General features: G+C 34.0%; 17 protein-coding genes. 11 read left to right on the top strand and 6 right to left on the bottom strand.

Translation table 11 applies throughout. The annotated features are described in order from the left end of the window. Positions 1-306: 306 nt before the first annotated feature. Together ACRBBL_RS19615 and ACRBBL_RS19610 are read left to right on the top strand one after the other, a co-directional pair. Positions 307-2,628 (top strand): hypothetical protein (locus tag ACRBBL_RS19615; RefSeq protein WP_431370785.1); only part of this gene is annotated, 2,322 nt, incomplete at its 5' end. Positions 2,629-2,635: 7 nt separating this feature from the next. Further along, positions 2,636-3,634, top strand: a complete 999-nt coding sequence (locus ACRBBL_RS19610) for a hemagglutinin protein (RefSeq protein ID WP_431370784.1) — start codon at positions 2,636-2,638, stop codon at positions 3,632-3,634. A gap of 198 nt (positions 3,635-3,832) precedes the next feature. On the opposite strand, the gene dsrP is transcribed toward ACRBBL_RS19610, so the two are convergent. The 6 genes from dsrP to ACRBBL_RS19580 all read right to left on the bottom strand — a co-directional run bounded on the left by dsrP (position 3,833) and on the right by ACRBBL_RS19580 (position 10,226). Continuing rightward, the gene (dsrP, locus tag ACRBBL_RS19605) at positions 3,833-5,053 is read right to left on the bottom strand and encodes a sulfate reduction electron transfer complex DsrMKJOP subunit DsrP (RefSeq protein ID WP_431370783.1); all 1,221 of its coding nucleotides are present in this window, start codon (positions 5,051-5,053) and stop codon (positions 3,833-3,835) included. Between the two features lie 38 nt (positions 5,054-5,091). Continuing rightward, entirely contained in the window at positions 5,092-6,216 is a 1,125-nt protein-coding gene (locus ACRBBL_RS19600) for a 4Fe-4S dicluster domain-containing protein (RefSeq protein ID WP_431370782.1), read from the bottom strand. 38 nt (positions 6,217-6,254) lie between these two features. Further along, complete coding sequence (locus tag ACRBBL_RS19595) at positions 6,255-6,881, bottom strand: cytochrome c3 family protein (protein ID WP_431370781.1); 627 nt, start codon at positions 6,879-6,881, stop codon at positions 6,255-6,257. Continuing rightward, positions 6,871-7,560 (bottom strand): multiheme c-type cytochrome, encoded by a 690-nt coding sequence (locus ACRBBL_RS19590; RefSeq protein WP_431370780.1) that lies wholly within the window; start codon positions 7,558-7,560, stop codon positions 6,871-6,873. Before ACRBBL_RS19590 ends, ACRBBL_RS19595 begins: the two co-directional genes overlap by 11 nt. A 94-nt stretch (positions 7,561-7,654) precedes the next feature. Beyond that, complete coding sequence (locus ACRBBL_RS19585) at positions 7,655-9,940, bottom strand: molybdopterin-dependent oxidoreductase (protein ID WP_431370779.1); 2,286 nt, start codon at positions 9,938-9,940, stop codon at positions 7,655-7,657. Between the two features lie 46 nt (positions 9,941-9,986). Further along, entirely contained in the window at positions 9,987-10,226 is a 240-nt protein-coding gene (locus ACRBBL_RS19580) for a hypothetical protein (protein WP_431370778.1), read from the bottom strand. Positions 10,227-10,371: 145 nt separating this feature from the next. Here ACRBBL_RS19580 and ACRBBL_RS19575 point away from each other — a divergent pair, with 145 nt between their 5' ends. The 9 genes from ACRBBL_RS19575 to moaA all read left to right on the top strand — a co-directional run bounded on the left by ACRBBL_RS19575 (position 10,372) and on the right by moaA (position 17,092). Next, the gene (locus ACRBBL_RS19575) at positions 10,372-11,547 is read left to right on the top strand and encodes a molybdopterin molybdotransferase MoeA (RefSeq protein WP_431370777.1); all 1,176 of its coding nucleotides are present in this window, start codon (positions 10,372-10,374) and stop codon (positions 11,545-11,547) included. 11 nt (positions 11,548-11,558) lie between these two features. Beyond that, positions 11,559-11,897, top strand: coding sequence for a winged helix-turn-helix domain-containing protein (locus ACRBBL_RS19570; RefSeq protein WP_431370776.1), 339 nt, complete (start codon positions 11,559-11,561; stop codon positions 11,895-11,897). Next, positions 11,897-12,637, top strand: a complete 741-nt coding sequence (locus ACRBBL_RS19565; protein ID WP_431370775.1) for a sulfite exporter TauE/SafE family protein — start codon at positions 11,897-11,899, stop codon at positions 12,635-12,637. The genes ACRBBL_RS19570 and ACRBBL_RS19565 overlap by 1 nt, the downstream gene beginning before the upstream one ends. A gap of 1 nt (position 12,638) precedes the next feature. Continuing rightward, positions 12,639-13,223 (top strand): molybdenum cofactor guanylyltransferase, encoded by a 585-nt coding sequence (locus ACRBBL_RS19560; RefSeq protein ID WP_431370774.1) that lies wholly within the window; start codon positions 12,639-12,641, stop codon positions 13,221-13,223. Next, a complete protein-coding gene (locus ACRBBL_RS19555; protein WP_431370773.1) occupies positions 13,207-13,440 on the top strand; it encodes a MoaD/ThiS family protein in 234 nt (77 codons plus the stop codon). The genes ACRBBL_RS19560 and ACRBBL_RS19555 overlap by 17 nt, the downstream gene beginning before the upstream one ends. 11 nt (positions 13,441-13,451) lie before the next feature. Further along, positions 13,452-14,528 (top strand): molybdopterin-synthase adenylyltransferase MoeB, encoded by a 1,077-nt coding sequence (gene moeB, locus ACRBBL_RS19550; protein ID WP_431370772.1) that lies wholly within the window; start codon positions 13,452-13,454, stop codon positions 14,526-14,528. A gap of 65 nt (positions 14,529-14,593) precedes the next feature. After that, complete coding sequence (locus ACRBBL_RS19545; RefSeq protein WP_431370771.1) at positions 14,594-15,040, top strand: molybdenum cofactor biosynthesis protein MoaE; 447 nt, start codon at positions 14,594-14,596, stop codon at positions 15,038-15,040. Positions 15,041-15,173: 133 nt separating this feature from the next. Further along, positions 15,174-16,088 (top strand): bifunctional molybdenum cofactor biosynthesis protein MoaC/MoaB, encoded by a 915-nt coding sequence (gene moaCB / locus ACRBBL_RS19540; protein WP_431370770.1) that lies wholly within the window; start codon positions 15,174-15,176, stop codon positions 16,086-16,088. Continuing rightward, on the top strand, positions 16,085-17,092 hold the full coding sequence (gene moaA / locus ACRBBL_RS19535) for a GTP 3',8-cyclase MoaA (protein ID WP_431370769.1): 1,008 nt from the start codon (positions 16,085-16,087) through the stop codon (positions 17,090-17,092). The genes moaCB and moaA overlap by 4 nt, the downstream gene beginning before the upstream one ends. Positions 17,093-17,117: the final 25 nt, after the last annotated feature.

Here is a 17,117-nt window from a genome sequence, read left to right as displayed (position 1 = left end):
CAATTGTTGAAATCGATGTGTCTAACAACCTTCAACTAATAGGAATCTACTTATCGTTTAATACAATTACCAGTCTAGATTTAAGCAATCATACACTATTAGAAGATGTAGAATGTATTGATTGTGAACTGACAAATTTGAACCTTAAAAATGGTACTAATGGGATTATTGGTTATTTTGATATGACTTCAAATCCAAATTTAACCTGTATTCTAGTAGATGATGTAACGAACAATGACTATAGCTCATGGAGTAAAGACATCACAGCAAGTTTTAATGATACCTATTGTCGTTATACGGCAATNNCCAGATGCAAATTTTGAAGCTGCATTAGAAGCTTTGGGCTATGATGATATTACAGCAGACGGACAAGTGCCTACTGCGTTAATTGAAGTAGTAACGAGTTTAGATGTAAGAAATGAAGGGATTACAGATGTAACAGGAATAGAGGATTTTACAGCCTTAGAAACGTTCAATTGTAATCTTAATAATATAGCTGTTTTAGATGTTAGTACTAATGTAAGCCTAACAGCACTACAATGTACTGCAAATCCTATAGAGAGTTTAGATTTAACAAATAACACACTATTAAGAGAGCTCAACTGTAGAGGTACAGACATCACGTCTTTAGATGTTACGAATAATACCTTATTAAAAAGATTAATATGCTTTGATACAGATATTGTAACTATAGACTTATCACAGAATCTTTTATTAGAGGACTTATACTGTTATAGTACAACCTTAACAAGCTTAAATCTTTCGTTAAACACCGCATTAAAAATAGTACAAGTACAAAATAGTGATTTAGTAAGTTTAACTATTAAAAACGGCAACAATACGAACATCACAAATTTTAACGCGTCAGGAAACCCTAATTTAACCTGTATTGAGGTGGATGATTTAGTAAATGATTACAGCACATGGAATAAAGATGCCACTGCAAGTTTTACAGATTCTTATTGTCGTTACACCGCAATACCTGATGCAAACTTTGAAACTGCATTAGAAGCGCTAGGATACGATGATATTACAGCAGATGGACAAGTGCCAACAGCTTTAATAGAAGTAGTGAACTCACTAGATATAAGTAACTTGTCTATTGCTGACCTAACAGGAATTGAAGATTTTACATCTTTAAAAATTTTAACAATGCCTTTCAATAGTATTCCAGATTTAGATTTAAGTGGAAATACCGTTATCGAAGAATTATACTGTTACAGTGCTGTAGGTAATTCGCTAAATGTGAGTAATATGACAGCTTTAAAAATACTACATTGTTATGAAGCTGGCTTTACAACATTAAACCTAACCAATGCAACAGCTTTAGAAGAACTACAAGTATACCATAGTAACTTAAGTAGTTTAGATGTAAGTACCAATACGGCATTAAAAAAACTATATAGTTATGAAAATGCTCTTTCAAGCATCAATCTAAATGGAGCAATAGCATTAGAGGAATTATATATTTATCGAGGTGGCGTAACAAATGTAGACATCTCAACAAATACAGCATTGACAACATTACATTCTTATGAAGGTGATTTAACGACATTGAATACCGCTGGCATCACAACACTGGAAGACCTGCAAGTATACAATAATAGTAACCTCACAACATTAGATGTAAGTAGTAATATAGGTTTAAAAACACTAAATGTTTCTGGAGCTGCATTAACATATCTAAACGTTCAAAATGGTACAAATACTAGTATTACTTCTTTTGATGCAACTACCAATGCCGATCTTACTTGTATTTTAGTAGATGATGCAACGTATAGTACAACAAATTGGACAAATAAAGATGTCACAGCAAGTTTTAACGAAATCAGCTGCGAGTATGTAATAGTGGATATTGATGTCTTTTTACAAGGTGCTTTATTAAATCCAAATGTAGGAGAAGAAAACCTAATGCGTGACGATTTAAGAGTAAATGGACATATTGATTCGGATACACCATATACCGATGGAGCGTCAATTAGTGAAGCAGTAGGAATAACCGATAACGGTAATAACTCAATAGTCGATTGGGTTTGGGTGGAATTACGAGATGCAACTGATCCTACAACCGTAGTAGCTGGACAATCGGCCATATTACAACGTGACGGAGATGTCGTAGATGTTGCAGACGATTTAATAACACCATTAACCTTTCATAATGTTCCTGCGGGTGATTATTATGTGGTCGTAAAACACAGAAACCACTTAGGAATCATGACGGCAAATACAATAGCTTTAAAAGAAGTAATAAGCACGGTAAACTTTACAGATGCTACAAATCAAATTACTTATGGTACCAATGCACAAACAACCTTTGGAATGCCAAGTGGAATCGTGGCAATGTGGTCAGGAAATGTAAATGAAGATGCAATTGTACAATACTCAGGAACTAGTCCAGATGTGCCAAATATACTTTCATTAGTATTAAATGATGCTGGTAACTTTTTAAATTTACCAACCTATGCTGTATCAGAATACAATACTGCCGATATTGATATGAACGGTACAATTCAGTATACAGGAACAACACCAGATACACCTTTCATTCTTCAAAATGTGTTAGCACATCCTGGAAACTTTCTGAATTTTAGCACGTATCAAATACAAGAACAATTACCAGAAAATTAATAAAACTATGAGACATTACTTTTTATTTTTGGGAATTATATTTATAAGCTTTTTTAGTCAAGCTCAGAGTGTTGAACGTCAAGTTGTAGCCTCAGTAGGAGAAACGGTAGCTAATGGAACTACTACTTTAGATTTCACAGTGGGAGAACTTGCTGTTACGACTATTACAGATGGTAATTCGACTTTAACTCAAGGGTTCCATCAAACAACTATTCTTTTAGGCATAAAAATAGATTTGATCGTTTTTTTACAAGGCGCATTATTAAATAGTTCTAGTAATTTAATGCAAGATGATTTACGTAGCTCTTTAGTAACAACAACGTCTCCATACAGCGATGGACTAACCTGTGTTGCTAGTGTTTTAAATACAGGTGGCACATCAGGAACAGGAATGGATAATGATGATATTGTAGATTGGGTTTTTGTGGAACTTCGTGATGCTGTAGATAATACCATAGTAGTATCAAGTCAATCTGCCTTATTACAACGTGATGGCGATATTGTAGCAACAGATGGATTATCTAATATTGAAATAGAAGTAAGAGCAGATGATTATTACGTTGTTATAAAGCACAGAAACCATTTAGGAATCATGACAGCGAATGCAGTAACACTATCAGGTACAAGCGCTACGGTAGACTTTACAGATGCTACAAATCAAATTACTTTCGGAACCAATGCGCAAACTACTTTTGGGATACCAAGTGGAGTAGTAGCGATGTGGGCAGGAAATGTAAATGGAGATACGGTTATACAATACTCAGGAACGAACCCTGATGTGCCAAGTATACTTTCATTAGTATTAAATGATGCTGGTAACTTTTTAAATTTACCAACCTATGCTGTATCTGCATACAATACTGCCGATATTGATATGGATGGTACAATTCAATATACTGGGACAACGCCAGATACGCCTTTCGTCCTTCAAAATGTATTAGCGCATCCTGAAAACTTTTTAAATTTTAGCACGTATCAAATTATAGAACAACTACCAGAAAACTAGAAATATACAATGATAAGATTATAAATAAAAACAAACTCATGGAACAAAGTTTATAAAGGAATAGCTTGATATTATGATTTAACTGTATTGCAAAAAGTGTAAAATTTAAAGATTTGGGTCAAAGAAAGCCTTACTGTTTCTAGTAAGGCTTTCCTGTTTTTTTGAGTCGCTTTGTAGTTTGTAAAAACTGAAATTAGATTACTTTTTTTTATATCTTAATTTACCTGTTTCAATTCCAATAGCTGTTCTTGCTAAAATTGTAAATATAAATGCTCCTAATGCCCAAATACCTAAAGTAACGCCAATTTCAATTCCTGTAGGAGTGTATTCTGCTATTTTTCCGTAAGGTCCAGGAATAAATCCAGGAACTATAAGTCCAAACCCTTTTTCAATCCAGATGGCAACAAATAGCATGAAACAAGCAAAGAATAATACTCTAAAATTGTTTCTAAGCTTATGGAACGTTAGCATTACGGTTGCTACTACATTCATAGTGATTGCTGTCCAAATCCAGGGTAATAAAGCTGTTTTTCCTTTCAACCCAAAGAATAAATAATATGCACTTTCACTGTGATGCGTTGGTGCGTAGAATTCTTTAAACAATTCAGAAACCAACATAATTAAGTTAATCTGCGCTGCTACAGTAACTACCATAGCAATCTTTTTAAGTGTTTTATCTTCTATTTTAAAGGCTGTATAGGTTCTAATAATTGCTAAAACTAAAATAATTAATGCAGGTCCGGCTGCAAAAGCGGAAGCTAAAAATCGTGGTCCTAAAAGCGCATTATTCCAAAAAGGTCTTGCTTGTAATCCTTGATATAAGAATGCCGTTACTAAGTGAATTCCAACTGCCCAAAATACTGATAAAATTGCACCAGGAACATACACGCTTTTTTTAGACTTTTTACCTTGATAATGTCTAAAAAGAATATAAAACGGAATCGTAATATTTAAAAATAAGTAGCCGTTTAATACTAATACATCCCAAGTAAGCATTGAGTTTGGAAAGTTAAATACACCTATTCCAGGCAACATATGCCACAATACAGATGGTCCGCCCATATCTGCAATAACAAATGCTAAACACATAATAAGCGCAGCTACAGCTAATCCTTCCCCAATAAGAACCGCTTGTTTAAAATCGATATCTTTTAGTACATACGTTGGCATTACTAACATTACGGCAGCGGCGGCAACACCGACTAAGAATGTAAAGTTAGAAATGTACAATCCCCAACTTACTCTATCAGTCATTCCTGTTACGCTCAATCCATGTTCTAATTGAATTGAATAGCAGTACATTCCAGCAAGCATGACTATGGTTAAAAAAGCCATCCATAAATGGTATCTCTTTGAGCCATGCGTAATAGTATCTAAACTATCTCTAACTAAACTTCCAAAAACTTTAAGTCTTCTCATTTACGTATACTTTAGCTTATTTCAAGTTTTATATTTTATTAATCCATAAAGTACCAGAACTTAGGCTCTGTACCTAAATCTTCTTTAAGTCTAAATACTTTTTTATTCTCAAGAACCCAGCGTATTGTACTATTTGAGTCTAATAGGTTTCCAAAAATGCGGGCGCCAGTAGGGCATGCTTCTACACAAGCAGGGTTTTTTCCAACTCTAGAACGTTGTACACAAAATGTGCATTTTTCCATGACTCCTTTTTTGCGCATTCTATTTCCTAAATAATGCTGATTTTTATTAACCTCTTCTTCAGGAACAGTTGGTTTACTCCAATTAAACCTACGACCGTCATAAGGACAAGCTGCCATACAATAACGACATCCTACACACCAATCATAGTCTATTACAACCAAACCATCATCTTCTCGCCATGTGGCTTGTACTGGACAAACATCTACACATGGCGGATTGTCACAATGAAAACATTGCGTTCCCATGTAAAAATGTCCTTCGGCAGGAACTTCGTGGTAATAATTATCATCAGCTTCATTAAAGTTGAATCCTTTTCCGTCTTTCATTTCGTGAATACGGATGTATTGCATTTGAGAATTTCGGTCTTGGTTATTTTCTTCAACACAAGCCGTAACACAATCCATGTACCCTTGACATTTGGAAATATTAAAAGCGTATCCAAAGAGTACATCTTCTTCTGCATTTTTGGAAGACATGCTAATGGTTTTTCCAGTTCGTAGCTGATAAGAACGAACAAGTCTATCTACTGTTCCTTTTTTCTCATCATTGGTCATCAATTTATAATTGCCTTTAAATTGTTCTTCCCAATCTATTTGTGCTTTTTCTTTGGTGTCATCACCAGCAATAACGCTGGTGCAAGAAGATACAGCGCCAGCTCCAATCAATAAGCTTGCTGTCAATTTTTTAAAGGCAGACCTTCTATCCATTTTAACATCAAACACTTGGTCAAAGCCATCTTTAGTTCTTTCATCACCTATAGAGGCATCTATTGCTGCTTCAAAAAACTCTTTTTCATTTAATTCTTCTTTTGAACTACTAGAATTGCATCCTCCAGAAGGATTTCCACAACCACAAGAGTGAGAAGTATCTTTTTCTTTTCTTCCAAAATTTAGAGAAAACCATTTATTATTATTGCTCATACCTAAAATGATGTTATTAGTCTATACAAAAACTCTTATTACTCTCTTTCTTTTACTTTTTGAGTATTAAACCTTGCGGGCCATTTAGACTCAAAATGTGGTTTGTGTGGGTTATGACAGTTTACACAAGTCATTGATGCTCTTGGAGGTGCCCATCCACCAATACGTTTTCCGTGTGCGCCGCCTTGCCAATCATCAAATTGTTTTGTGTGACATTGTGCGCATAATTGATAACTTTTATTAAAATCAATAGTGTGTCCTGTTAAACTTGTTAAGTCGTTCATTTTCTTTTCATTATGGCAAGTTGTACAGTTCATTGTATTTTGATCAGCATGATTTAAAGCGATATCCCAATGTGCTTTCTTTATTCCTTCAGAACTCTGTAATTCATTTAAAGGTTTTGAATGACATTCGGTACAGGCAAATGACTTAATTTGACTCTTGCGCTCTGGAATTAAAAAAGTATGCTCTCCTACAGTAATTTCGATCATTTTTTCATCTCCTAAATGACCTTCTGAAGAAATAGAAGTACCGTGGTAGTTTTTACTTTCAGCTTCAATTTTGTCTGTAATACTATGATATTCTTCTCCGTGATGTTTACATGAAAATATAGACATAGAAAGAAACACAGTTGCTATGATTATGATGTAGTTTTTATTGTCCATTTTTTTGTCTAGTAAAAATTCCGATATCTTTAACTTCTTTATTATTAATAACATGACATTGTCTGCAATTGATTCGCTCTGGATGTGTTACTCTAATTTCTTTTGGAGCGCTTGGTCCTGCGTGGCATGACAAACAATTTTCTCGCATTTGAATTTGATGCGGTATTACTGGCGGACTTCCATCTAATGCGTTATTAATTCCAACTTTAGGTGCAAGTACTTTATGAAAAGCAGTTTCCTTAAATAGTGACTTTGTGTTTTCTGCAACATGACATTGCCTACAATTTATCATTTCTGGATGCGGCGTTACTGGAGCATATGCATTAAACTTTGTTACAAATCCTCCATTTTGATGACATTGCAAACAGTTATTTGCGCCCATGCTTCGTTCACTCTTTACCTCATGTGGAATACTTGGAGGCGCTCCATGATACGCTCTATTATCATAATAAGTTGCTAAAGATCTTTGATGATTTTCGTCGATAGGCATATTAGCATAATCTAACGCAAATTCTGAACGTTGAAAAACGCCTGTTTCAGATGGAATAGAAGGAGTTGGGTTATCATTGGTCATTGGAATATAAGCGTCTTCTAACCCAGTTTGATAACTATAATTCCATACAACTATAAAAGCTATAAATAACAGTGTAAATAATGATATGATACCTAATCTTTTCATGCGTATATATTTATTACTTTTTATCGGTCACATGTTGTTTGCTATTAATTATTTCCTTTGAGGAAGAAACTTTTTAACATGCTCGTTTCATACATTAAGCTTTTTCTACTTTAACAGCACATTTCTTATAATCGGGTTCTTTAGAGATAGGACAAAAAGAATCTAACGTGATGTCATTGATTAACATGTTTTCATCAAAGAATGGTACAAACACTTGCATTGGCGCAGGAACACCTCTTTGATTGATAGATGCTGGCATTATAATTTGCCCTCTTCTAGTTGTCAATTTTACCTGATCTCCATTTTTTATTTGCATGCGTTTTGCATCTCTAGGATTTAGTTCTACATATCCATGAGGCATTGCTTTGTGCAGTACAGGAATTCTACGTGTCATAGAGCCTGTGTGCCAATGTTCAACCACACGACCAGTATTTAACCAAAATGGATATTCAGCATCTGGTTCTTCTGCAGCTGGTTCATAAGGACGTTGCCAAATAATGGCTTTTCCATCAGGTTTTCCATAAAAATGAAATTCTTCACCATTACTACACGCAGGATCATATTTTGAATTGAATCGCCATTTCGTTGGTTTTCCATCTACATACGGCCATTGCATTCCAGGATTTTCTTTTAAAACCTTAAGAGGCGCCATATTGTGTTTTTTATTATCGTGATGTCTACGATATTCAGTATAAATCTCTTCAATATGTGTCTCTTCTTTATAGTAGAATTGTTTTTCAAATCCCATACGTTTCGCTACTTCCACCAACTGCCAAGTATCGCTAATTGCTTCTCCAGGCGGCTCAACCATTTGTTCAAAATACTGTGTACGTCTTTCAGAGTTTCCATACATTCCTTCACGTTCTACCCACATTGCAGAAGGCAAAATTACGTCGGCAATATCTGTTGTTGGAGTAGGATAGATGTCAGAAACTACAATAAAACGACCTTCTTTTTTAGCTCCATCTCTATAGCGTTTTAACTTAGGCATGGTTACCATAGGATTTGTAACCTGAATCCACATGAAACGAATATCTCCACGATCTAATGCTCTAAACATTTCTACCGTATGATAGGTTGGTTTTGGATCTATATTTTCTACAGGAACATCCCAAATTTTTGCTGCAAACTCTCTGTGTTCTTTCTTCATAACTACGCCATGCGGAAGTTTGTGAGTTAGCGTTCCTACTTCTCTCACAGTTCCACAAGCACTAGGCTGTCCTGTTAAAGAAAATGGACTGTTTCCTGGTGTTGAAATTTTTCCTGTTAACAAATGAATATTATAAATAAGATTATTCATCCATGTACCACGAGAATGTTGATTTGGTCCCATACACCATAATGACATTACTTTCTTATTAGGATCACCATAATAAGCCGCCATATATTTAATGTCTTTTGCAGATACTCCAGATATTTTTTCTACTTTCTCAGGAGTATAATCTTCCAAGAATTTTTTATAAGATTCAAAATCGATCTTTTCAGGCTTATCTTTAAACTTATATTTGTCTTCAAGACCATATCCCATATTGGTCAATCCTTTATTGATATTACAATGCTTTTCTACAAAAGATGTATTAACCCAACCATTTTTTATAATCTCATAACAAATAGCATTTGCTACTGCTAAATCAGTTTGTGGAAGAAATAGGATAGATTTATCGGCTGCCATACTCGTACGTGTGGTACGTGTTGCGAAATCAATGATTTTTACGCCTCTTTTTAAGCGTTGATCTAACATTCTAGAGAATAAAACAGGATGCATTTCAGCCATATTATTTCCCCATAAAACAAATACATCCGCATGATCTATATCTTCATAACAACCCATTGGTTCGTCAATTCCAAAAGAAGTTAAAAAACCTGTTACGGCACTCGCCATGCACAAACGTGCGTTTGCCTCAACATTATTGGTTCCGATACATCCTTTAAATAATTTGGAAGCTACGTAACCATCGGGAATTGTCCATTGTCCTGAACCATATATAGAAACTGAATCTTTTCCATGATCTTTAATCGTTTCTTTCATCTTTGAAGCAATAAGATCTAAAGCTTCATTCATAGAGGTTGCTACATATTTTCCATTCTTCTTTACCAAAGGTTTTGTCAATCGGTCTTTACCGTACATAGCCATAACAGAATGATATCCTTTTACACAACAAAGACCTTTATTTACTGCAGATTTTGGATCACCTTTTACGGCTACTGCTTTTCCGTTATCTACACCAATTAATACACCACAACCAACTCCACAAAACCTACAGGGTGCTTTTTTCCAGTCTAAATTACCGCCTTTAGGTAATCCTCTTTCTTGCTCTTCTGCGAAAAGAATTCCAGGAAACATAGTTGCTGCGGCCGTCATAGCAGAAAGTAAGGCCATTTTTTTTATAAAACTTCGTCTGTTTGTTATAGAAGTATACATAGTATTAATTCTTTTTAGGTGTATTAAATCCTGAAACCATTGCTAACAATTTTAGACTATCAATAGCTTCTATTTGTTCTTTTAAATGATCTTCTTCACTATTACTTTCTGTATCAGTCACAATAATTACTAAATCTTGATTTTGAGCAGGAACAACTTCACATTGCTCAAACTTTGATAAAGCTTCTATCAATTTGTGCTTTTTACCTTCATGCGGATGTGCTAAATAACTTTTAACGGGCATTGTTTTTCTTTAATGTTCTATTACAAATTACTATAAAGAATAAGGTTTAAAACATGATATTTATCATATACATATTAAAAATCAAAGCGTTATATTTGTTAGGAGATAACGAAACTGCTTTTAAGAGTAGTAATAATTTTAAGTAATGATAAGTACGCAAGAAGCGAAACAACTCATATTAAATAGTATAAGTATCGCTAAAATAGAGGAGAAATTTTTAACTGATAGTGTTTCTAATTATCTATCAGAAGATATAATCTCGCCTATAAACATGCCGCCTTTCCGACAATCTGCCATGGATGGATATGCACTTTGCTTACATGATTTAGATACTTATGAAGTAATTGACGAAATAAAGGCTGGTGACGGACATCATCCAAGGTTAAAGAAAGGAGAAGCTGTTCGAATTTTTACAGGAGCTGCTGTGCCAGATGATGCCAATGCAGTAGTAATGCAAGAACGCGTAATTTCTAATAATAACAGGATAACAGTAACAAGCGAAGTTGCTTTAAATGCTAATATTCGACCATTAGGCGAACAAGTTCAACAAGGAGCAATTGCATTAAAGAAAGGAACTTGTTTAACAGCTGCTGCCATAGGTTTTTTAGCTTCTATAGGAATAGAAAAAGTTTCTGTTTTCAAAAAGCCTTCTATAGCAATTGTTGTTACAGGAAATGAATTGGTTGAAGTAGGGAACCCTTTAAGTTACGGAAAGATATATGAAAGCAATTCAATAATGCTGCAAAGTGCTTTACAAGCTTCGGGTTTTACAAATGCACATGTATATAAAGTTCCAGATGATTATAACGAAACGCTTCAGCTGTTAGATACGGTAATTACTAAAAATGATGTCGTGCTGGTTACTGGCGGTATTTCTGTTGGAGATTATGATTTTGTTGGAAAAGCACTGAAAGAGTTAAATGTAAATCAACTGTTTTATAAAGTGAAACAGAAACCAGGAAAACCATTATTCTTTGGAAAGAAAGAGAATACTTCAATTTTTGCGCTTCCAGGAAATCCTGCTGCTGCTTTAAGTTGTTTTTATATATATGTATATGCAGCATTAAAAAGAATGTCTGGTATTGCAAATTTTCAGTTAAAAGAATCTATAGAAACATCAACATCAGCTTTTACTAAAAGAGGAGATCGAGCACAGTTTTTAAAAGCCATCTATAAAGAAGGGAAAGTAAGCATTCTTGAAGGACAAAGTTCGGCAATGCTACAAACATTTGCACTCGCAAATGCTTTTGTATATGTGCCTGAAGATATGAATCAAATTTCCATAGGAGATAAAGTACAAGTCATACATATTCCTAACTAAAAAAGAACATTATGGACTACAAAATAAAAAGCAGAATTTGGATTGAAGTAGGTGATAAAGTACTCATTGGTGAAGGACGCGTTCGCTTATTAAAAGCGGTTGAAGAAACAGGTTCATTATCTAAAGGAGCTAAACAGTTAGGAATGTCTTATAAAAAAGCTTGGAGACTTATTGATGCAATTAATAAATCGGCAAAAGAGCCAGTAATAGTTGCAAGTGTTGGTGGAAAAGATGGCGGTGGAACTAAATTAACAACGTATGGAAAAGAATTAATTATTGCTTTTGATAAGATCAATAAAAATTGTTGGAAATATCTAGATAAACAACTTTCTAAAATAGAAATTATTTAATGTTAGACGTCGCTACATATTGGATTTTTATATTGATATTACCCGTAATATCGTTTCTCTATGCAAGTGTAGGACATGGTGGCGCTAGTGGTTATTTAGCCTTAATGGCTTTATTTTCCTTTGCTCCAGAAGTAATGAAACCAACGGCATTGTTACTAAATTTATTTGTAGCAGGCATTGCGTTTTATCATTACTATAAAGAAGGATATTTTAATCGAAAGTTATTTTTATCATTTGCGATAACGTCTATTCCAATGGCGTTTATAGGCGGAATGATTATAATTGATGCTTCTATCTATAAAAAAATATTGGCGTTACTATTAATTTTCGCCATTCTTAAAATGTTGAATGTTTTCGGAAATGAAAAATCGAAAGTAAAAGATATTAAAATATGGCAAGGACTGCTAGTAGGAGCAATTATAGGCTTCTTTTCAGGGTTGATTGGCATTGGTGGCGGAATTATATTAAGCCCAGTGATTTTAGTATTGCATTGGGGAAAAATGAAAGAAGCTGCAGCAGTTTCTGCCTTATTCATTTGGGTAAACTCAGCAGCAGGTTTAATAGGTCAATTAAGCAGTGGCGCTTCTTTACCAAATGAAGCGTTCATCTTTGTGGTTTTTGCACTTATTGGAGGCTTTTTAGGAGGTTACTATGGAAGTAAAAAGTTTAATAACAAGAGCTTACGATATATGCTAGCTTTTGTATTAATTCTAGCATCTTTTAAATTGTTTTTAATCTAATATGGAAGCAACTAAAAAACAGATCACGGGAATTATCCTTGCTGGAGGAAAAAGCAAGCGTATGGGAAGCGATAAGGGCTTTATATTATATAATGGAAAGCCTTTTATTCAACATAGTATCGATGCCTTAGAACCATTGGTTACAGAAATTATCATTGTGAGTAATAATAAAGAGTATGATGTTTTTAAGAAAAAACGAGTAGTAGATATCATTCCTGATGCAGGACCATTAGCGGGTTTGTATACAGGATTGCAACATGCTACAACGGAAGATAATTTAGTGTTGAGTTGTGATATTCCATTAATCAATACAACTATTTTAAAGGAATTAATCAATCATTCAACAGAGGCAGACATTGTGCAAGTACAAAGTCAAGATCGGAAAATGCCGCTCATCGCTTTGTATAAAAAGAAATGTAAAGATCAATGTTTATCATTATTAGAACAAGGAGAAAGACGCTTAAGAGTATTAATAGAGAAATCAAATACAAAAACAATTAGACTAAATAAAACAATGGAAATTTATACTAAGAATGTAAATACGCCAATAGAATTAAAAGATATAATTAATGCAGATAACAATTAAATATTTTGGAATGCTTGCAGAAGTTACCAATTGTCAAGAAGAAACGCTAGATGAAAAAGTAACGACTGTTTTAGACGTACTGAATATTCTGTACAGTAAGCATCCTTTATTAAAAACGAAAGATTTTCAAGTAGCTCAAAATCAAGTGTTGGTTGCTAAAGAAGCAGTTTTAACTCAAGGAGAATTGGCATTATTACCACCTTTTGCTGGTGGATGATTTATAAATAGATGAATAGATATAACAGACATATCATATTGCCCGAAATAGGCGAGAAGGGACAACAGCAATTACTAAACTCTAAAGTGTTGGTAGTTGGTGCTGGCGGTTTGGGTTGCCCAGTTCTTCAGTATTTATGCGCAGCAGGAGTTGGAACTTTAGGAATTATTGATGATGATGTTGTGGATGAATCCAATCTACAACGACAAATATTATATGGTTCATCTTCTTTAGGAAAGCCTAAAGCATTGGCGGCTAAAAAACGTTTGGAAGATTTAAACAATACGATTACCATTCATGCGTATGCAGAAAAACTAACACATGCAAATGCTATTGAATTGTGTAAACAATACGATCTTATCGTAGATGGAACAGACAATTTTTTTACACGTTATTTAATAAATGATGCAGCTATCATTACAAAAAAGCCTTTAGTATACGGAGCTATCTATAAATTTGAAGGACAAGTAGCCGTTTTCAATTATAAAAATGGACCAAGTTATCGTTGTTTATTTCCAAATCCGCCCAAGGCAGATACCATTCCTAATTGTTCTGAAATAGGTGTTTTAGGCGTACTTCCAGGAATTATAGGAACAATGCAAGCCAATGAAGTATTGAAAATTATATTAGGAATAGGAACTGTATTGTCTGGAAAAATATTGTGTTACAATGCATTAACAATGCAATCCAACACCTTTGCTATTCAAAAAACGGAACAGGCAGATTATGATACAACTGTTGCTCAATTTCAAAAACAAGAAACAGTTTTTAGTTGTGCTTCAGAAATTCAAGAAATCACCATAGCAGAAGCATTACAGAAGCAAAATGTACAATTTATAGATGTACGTGAAACACATGAAGTTCCTAAAATAACGACTCTAAATTACATCAATATACCATTAAGTCAATTTGAAAATCAATTAGAAATCATTGATACTGCAAAAGAAAAAATTCTATTCTGTCAATCAGGAATACGAAGTAAAAAAGCAGTAACACTATTACATAAACATCATATTACAAATTGCTATAGTTTAAAAGAAGGTGCTTCTAGTTTACAAAAAGCACTTAACACAATAGAGACTAACTAACGAATGAAAGTTCCTGAATGTATTCATGTTTTTTGAACATTTAGAAGTTAAAAAATATTAAACAGATGAAAAAAGATAAAAAGATAAAAAACGTATTTATTCAAGGACCTATTACGGCTGAGTTTATAGGGAATTCTATTGCGAAACATCAATCAAAAACAACGATTGGCGCACATGATATTTTTTTAGGTCAAGTACGTGCCGACGAAGTTAATAATCGTGTGGTAGTATCTATAGAATATACAGCATATGAAGAAATGGCAAATCAGAAATTTCATGAAATACGTGAAGCTACTTTTGAAAAGTTCAATCTAACCTGTATGCATATATATCACAGTTTAGGAAATGTAAAAGCTGGTGAGTTGTGTTTGTTTGTATTTGTATCTTCTCCAAGAAGGAAAGAAGTTTTCAAAGCTATCGAATATGTAGTTGAAGAAATAAAAACACAGGTTCCGGTTTTTGGAAAAGAAATTTTTGAAGACAGTACGCATCAGTGGAAAGTGAATTCTTAAATTGACTATTTATTATTTTTAATTGATTATTATGAAAAATTAATTTCATTAAGAAAACAGTTAAACGCAATAATCAATAACAACTAGTCAATAGCAAATAAACAATAATCAATAAAAAAATAGTCAATACAAAATGGTAGACATTACACATAAAGTCAATACACTCAGAATTGCCACAGCGCAAGCAATTGTTCGCGTGAGTAAACAGGAGACAATCACGGCTATTTTAGAAAAAACAGTTCCGAAAGGCGATGTGTTTGCCATGAGTAAAGCCGCAGGATTATTAGGTGTAAAAAAAACACCTGAATTATTACCCGATTGTCATCCGTTACCAATTGAATATACTGGAATTGACTACGAAATCAACGGATTGGAAATTACGGTAGTATGTACCATAAAAACAATTTATAAAACGGGCGTTGAGGTAGAAGCGATGCATGGCGCAAGTATTGTTGCTTTAAATATGTACGATATGCTAAAGCCAATAGACAAAGGCATTGAAATTCATCAAATAAAATTGATCTCTAAAAAAGGCGGAAAGTCAGATTTTAAAGATCGATTCAGAAAAGATATCACGGCAGCAGTAATTGTGTGTTCGGATACGATTTCTGCAGGACAGAAAGAAGACAAAGCAGGAAAGGCAATCATAAAAAAACTGGAAGAAAGCAGTGTTGCAATTGCTGATTACATCATCATTCCAGATGAAAAAGAAATCATTCAACAAAAAGCAAAACAATATCAAGCACAAGGAGTTGATTTAATCATCTATACAGGTGGCACAGGATTATCCAAAAGAGATATTACTCCTGAAGCTTTACGACCTTTATTAGATAGAGAAATTCCTGGAATAGAAGAAACAATTCGAAGTTACGGACAAGACAGAACGCCATATTCCATGCTTTCAAGAAGCGTAGCAGGAACATTTAAAGATACATTGGTATTAGCATTGCCAGGTTCAACCAATGGCGCTAAAGAATCTATGGATGCAATATTTCCTTCTTTATTACATGTTTTTAGAATTTTTAAAGGTGCGAGACACGATTCATGAACACAAACCAAAACATACTAACTGATACTTTTGGAAGAGCACACCAATATTTGCGCATTTCTTTAACGGAACGCTGCAACTTGCGGTGCACATATTGTATGCCTGCGGAAGGAATTCCGTTATCTCCAAAGTCACACTTGATGACAGCTGAAGAAATCTACGAGATCGCCAAAACTTTTGTAGATCATGGCGTGACTAAAATCAGATTAACAGGCGGAGAACCATTGGTTCGCAAAGATGCGCCAGTAATTTTAGAAAAACTAGCAACGCTACCAGCAGAATTGGCTATCACAACCAATGCAATTATAGTAGATAAATATGTTTCAATCTTCAAAACTTGTGGAATAAAGAACATTAATGTCAGTTTGGATTCTTTAGATCGAGAAAAATTTAAACAAATCACACGAAGAGATTATTTTGAAAAAGTGTACGCTAACATATTGCTTTTAGTAGCTGAAGGATTCAAGGTGAAAGTGAATGTTGTATTGATAAAAAACTTCAATGATGATGAAATTATAGATTTTATAAACCTAACAAAAGAACTTCCTGTAGTTGTTCGTTTTATAGAATTTATGCCTTTTGACGGTAATCAGTGGAATCTTAAAAAAATGGTTTCTTTAGATGAAATCATGAACACCGTTTTTAAAACATTTCCAGCTTTAGATGTTGCCCGACTAGAAGATGCATCGAATGATACGTCTAAAAACTATGGAATAAAAAACTATAAAGGATCTTTCGCTATTATTAGTTCTGTGACGAATCCGTTTTGTGATTCTTGTAATAGATTGCGATTAACAGCAAACGGACAAATCAAAAACTGTTTATTCTCAAGTTCGGAATCAGATGTACTATCTGCATTGCGTTCAGGAAAAGATATCACAACGGTTATTCAAAAGGCTGTGCAAGCAAAACTAAAAGTTCGTAGCGGAATGAATACACTCGAAAAACTTAAAAATCCAGAATTACATTCAAAAAACAGAAGTATGATAGCTATTGGCGGATAAATAAAATAGAACTAATCGAGATAAA

Source organism: Kordia sp. (assembly GCF_050633145.1).
Taxonomy (GTDB): Bacteria; Bacteroidota; Bacteroidia; order Flavobacteriales; family Flavobacteriaceae; genus Kordia.
Note: the sequence above shows the minus strand (reverse complement) of the source record. Positions and strands in the feature narration are given on the sequence as shown.